Origin of the sequence: Planktothrix sp. FACHB-1355 (assembly GCF_014748295.1) — a bacterium.
Lineage (GTDB): Bacteria > Cyanobacteriota > Cyanobacteriia > Cyanobacteriales > Aerosakkonemataceae > Aerosakkonema > Aerosakkonema funiforme_A.
Map to the genome: position 1 here is coordinate 1 of NZ_JACJUP010000549.1, position 4,406 is coordinate 4,406.

The 4,406-nt window shown below is 45.5% G+C and carries 4 protein-coding genes; 3 read left to right on the forward strand and 1 reads right to left on the reverse strand.

From position 1 onward, the window contains the following. Positions 1 to 398 precede the first annotated feature (398 nt). The 3 genes from H6S82_RS20385 to H6S82_RS20395 all read left to right on the forward strand — a co-directional run bounded on the left by H6S82_RS20385 (position 399) and on the right by H6S82_RS20395 (position 4,001). Positions 399 to 2,849: a glycoside hydrolase family 31 protein gene (locus H6S82_RS20385; RefSeq protein WP_190464920.1), complete on the forward strand. Its 2,451-nt coding sequence runs from the start codon at positions 399 to 401 to the stop codon at positions 2,847 to 2,849. 32 nt (positions 2,850 to 2,881) lie between these two features. Continuing rightward, complete coding sequence (locus tag H6S82_RS20390) at positions 2,882 to 3,364, forward strand: GNAT family N-acetyltransferase (RefSeq protein ID WP_190464921.1); 483 nt, start codon at positions 2,882 to 2,884, stop codon at positions 3,362 to 3,364. A gap of 184 nt (positions 3,365 to 3,548) precedes the next feature. Next, positions 3,549 to 4,001 (forward strand): hypothetical protein, encoded by a 453-nt coding sequence (locus tag H6S82_RS20395; protein WP_190464922.1) that lies wholly within the window; start codon positions 3,549 to 3,551, stop codon positions 3,999 to 4,001. Between the two features lie 97 nt (positions 4,002 to 4,098). On the opposite strand, the gene H6S82_RS20400 is transcribed toward H6S82_RS20395, so the two are convergent. Further along, positions 4,099 to 4,406, reverse strand: a 308-nt coding sequence (locus H6S82_RS20400; RefSeq protein ID WP_191056626.1) for a DUF2252 family protein, incomplete at its 5' end; no start/stop codon positions are given.

The window sequence follows — 4,406 nt, forward strand, 5'->3', positions numbered from 1 at the left end:
CATAAAAAAAATATTTTTTGTTATCAAAGCAAAACAGGCATAAGCTTTTGCATAAATATTTCAACACAACCTATTTATCGTTGCCAATAATAATTTTTCAGATAAACTTGGTTTCTTTCTGTAAATTTCACCCACTTGTGTGAACTGCCGAGTACCGATCGGGAATTACCTTTTAATTAAGTAGATGCACTCTGTTGATGCCCCTGACAGCAGGGGTTTTTTATTTGGACTTTAGGCTGTAGAGGTAATTCATGAATTACCTCTACAGCTACAGTAGTAGAAAAAAATCTTACTCAAGATTGATGAGCTTTTGAGCCAGAATTTGTTTTGCTCTAAAAAAGTTAACTGTGTAAACGAACTTTTACACGGGTCAAAATCTTGGCCCTAACTATTGCTTTATGAATTTTTGGAAGCAAATATCGCAAAGATGGAAGTATTTTACAGGAACCCTATTCTACTTGGGTTTTGCGCCACACGCATACTTATACTCGCTTAAACGCGATCGCATCGAACAGCAGTTCCCGCCTCCCCAATCCGACGAAGCTTTTGATAACCCCGGCAAACTTATCCGCGCTGAAAAAAGCAGCCGAGGTGCTTACTTTTACTTCGAGCGAGCCGAACTGGAAGTATATTTTCTGACTGCCGATTTAGTCCGGCTTGCCTGGAGACCGGGTATACCTCCCGTCCCCTACGCAATTGCCCGCCACCAATGGCCGGAAGTAGAAACAAATTTAGACGAAGCTGAAGATAGCTATAGCGTATCGAGCGATACTTTCAAAGTCATCGTCGGCATCAATGGCAGTGTGAAGTTCTGCGATGCTACCGGACAGATCGTGCGGGAAGAAATGCCGCCGCAGCGCAAAGCCGAAGGGTGGATTCATCAAGCATTACTGCGTCAAGAAGAAAACATCTACGGATTGGGAGAACGGGCTTTTCCGCTCAACCTGCGTAACCCCAAAGACGGCAGACTGGAAGCTCAATATCGGATGTGGAACTACGATGCTGCCGGGATGTACGGTGTAGGTTCCGATCCGATGTATTTGTGTATACCAGTTTATTGGGGTATGCACCAGCAAGGCAGTTACCTAGTTTTCTACGAAAATTCTTACGAAGCCACTTTTACTCTGGGGGATATGGCGACAGCAGACTTCGAGGGGGGTTCGCTGCGTTACTACGTGACTTGCGGCACACCCACGCAACTGTTGGAACGCTACACAGAGTTGACCGGACGCGCCCCCCTACCTCCCCGTTGGGCTTTGGGCTATCATCAATCTCACTGGGGATATCGTACTGAAGAGGCTGTCCGCGCCGAAGCGAGGTCTTTTGAGGAACATAACTTACCTTTGAGTGCGATTCACTTGGATATTGACGTTCAAGTGGGATTCCGCGCTTTTACTATAGATCCCGATCGCTTTCCCAAGCTACCCAGTTTTACCAAGGAACTGCTAAAACAAGGCGTGCGGTTTATCGCAATTATGAATCCCGGCATCAAGTACAGCCGCCACAGCAACTTATTCCTGGAAGGTCAGCTATTGGAAGCTTTTTGCCGATTACCCAACGGCAAGCTGGCTACAGGCCCAGTTTGGCCGGGTTGGTGCGTTTTCCCCGATTTCACCAACCCAGTCGTTCGCCAGTGGTGGAGTCGCCAGTACGAATATCTACTGGATGTCGGCGTGTCAGGCTTTTGGCACGATATGAACGAACCGGCTGCTTTTATTTTATGGGGCGATCGCTCTCTTCCCAAACCCACCCAGCATTATATGGAAGGTAGAGGCGGCGACCATCGCGAAGCCCATAATCTTTATGGATTCCTGCAAGCTAAAGCCGGTTACGAAAGTTTGTCCCACCATCGACCTCACCAACGCCCCTTCATCGTCTCTCGTGCCGGTTGGGCAGGTTTGCAGCGCTATGGTTGGACTTGGACTGGCGATATCGAGTGTAGCTGGGAGGCGATGCGAATTACCGTGTCAACGGTAGTAGGTTTGGGACTGTCCGGAATTCCTTACAGTGGCCCAGATACCGGCGGTTTTCAGGGAAATCCCAGTGCGGAACTTTACACCCGTTGGTTCCAAATGTCGAGTTTTCTGACATTTTTCCGGACTCATTCCTCAAATAACGTTTCCCATCGCGCACCGTGGAGTTATGGCGAACCTTATCTGAGTATCATGCGGCAATTCTTGCAATTGCGCTATCGACTCATGCCTTATTTCTATACTTTGGCGTGGGAAGCGTCCCGGAAGGGTTATCCTCCCGTTCGTCCGGTTTTTTGGTCTGATAGTGAGGATTCTCGGCTTTGGGATGTGGATGATGCTTTTCTTTTGGGTAATTCTCTGCTGGTATGTCCGATTTTTGAGGCAGAGGTGCGATCGCGCAATTTCCTCTTACCAAAAGGACATTGGTATAATTTCTGGGATGATGCTTTATTGGAAGGATCGCAGCAAGTTAATCTGGAAGCACCATTAGAGCAAATCCCTCTTTTGGTAAAAGCCGGCACTATTCTGCCAATGGAAGAAGCCAAGCAACTAATTCTGCATCTCTACCCACCCGTGCAGGGAAACTCCGTAGGATGGATGTACGGCGATGCGGGTGACGGCTATGGAGAATCGCGCTTTGATGTATTCCGAATCGTGTTATTTGAGGAAGGATTAGATTTAACCTGGGAACAGGAAGGCGATTTTGCTTTCCCTTACCAAAGTGTGAAGGTGCATCTGCACGGGTTTGAGTCACAGCAAGCTTGGATAGATGGCGAAGAAGTTGCTGTTTCAGGTAATCGTTTAGAATGCGGCACTTTTGAGAAAATTTACTTTCGTCGCCGATCTGAAAACGCGGTAGCTTGGGTTGAGGAATAGCGAAACTTAACTTACACCTTTGCTTCCCTCTTATGATAATTCGTCCCGCGACACCCGCTGATGTACCCGCAGTTCTACCGATGGTTGCCAAAATTTGTGCTTTGCACGAAGATTGGGATGCTGCCAAATATGGCTTTTTACCAAATCCAGAATGGCGATACGATCGCTGGTTGAGTAAAATAGCCACAGACGATCGCGCCGTTTTTTTAGTCGCTGAAACGGAAGCGCCTGAATCAAAACAATTGGTGGCATTTTTGGTAGCAACGGTAGAACGGGAAATACCAATTTATCGTCTCAAGGAATATGCTTTTATACACGATATTTGGGTTGAATCAGAATATCGTCAGCAAGGGATTGCACGACAGATGGTAATGCAGGCGATCGAATTTGTTAACAAAATGGGTGTCAAACAAATTCGACTCGACACGGCTGCACCTAACGAAGCAGCAAGAAAGTTGTTTTCTTCCTGCGGTTTTCGCGTCAGTACGATCGAAATGCTGACCGAATTAGAGTGAAAAAGTGCAGTTACTGGAGGGCCAGTCCACTAGAATAAATTGACAAAAATATCAAAATATGTATTATGCAGGGGCGATCGCGTAGCGGCGTTGATGCCCTTAGCAATGGGAGCGGATTTAGGATCGGACGATAAAATTATTGAATAACGCGCTTTTTGAGCTTTGTACCCCGAATCCAAAAACTATGTTTCGCAAATTTTTGATTTTTTTTATAGCCTTAATGCTTTGCTTCAATCTATTTACATTACCCTCCATATCTGAAACTGTTCCCGAATGCAATGGACACGAAGAAATCTTTACATTTAAACTGCCAAACTACGCAATTCAACATCAGGGAGGAGCTATCCTCAATCTGAAAGTTGCCTATCGCTTGACAGCAGAAGCGATCGACCAAAAAGACTACCCAGATTTGATGTCAGTTAAAAAAGATATCGATAATTTTTTCATCAGTTACGCGAACGAAACAGACTATTGGGAAATCCTGAATAAAAATCTAGTGCAATTTATCTTAGATAAATATTTACAAATCTCATCTTTGAAGATTGAAATGGGTGTGATGCCTACTCTAAACGAGCCTTTATTTCGTGCGAGTATTGTCCGCAGCACTCGACCCGAAATGTGCAGTCTCAGGCTTTAATTTGTAGTTTTAGGTGGGAAGAATACGCCCTAGAAACCAGGTTTGTTCAAGAAACCTGGTTTCTTTTTACCTTACGGCGATCGATCCAGATAAAAAACTACAATCCTGGAAATAGATGATTGCGGAAAGCATCGACAAACAGTCGATGGTCATCGCGCACAACCTCGCCATATTCTTCGCCGAACTTCACTATTGCATCCACAAACTTATCCTCCCGACCCTTCAGAACACCATGAATAGCTTCTTCTGTTTGGAAAGGCACTAAAGTGTGATCGCTATCTACATCAGAGACACAATGAATTTTAGCAACTGCTCGACCTAAATAACCCACTAACTCTAGAATTTCATCCATTGTGTTGATACCGTCCCACTCCAAATCGCCTTTGTAGGGAGAAACTTCCTCTA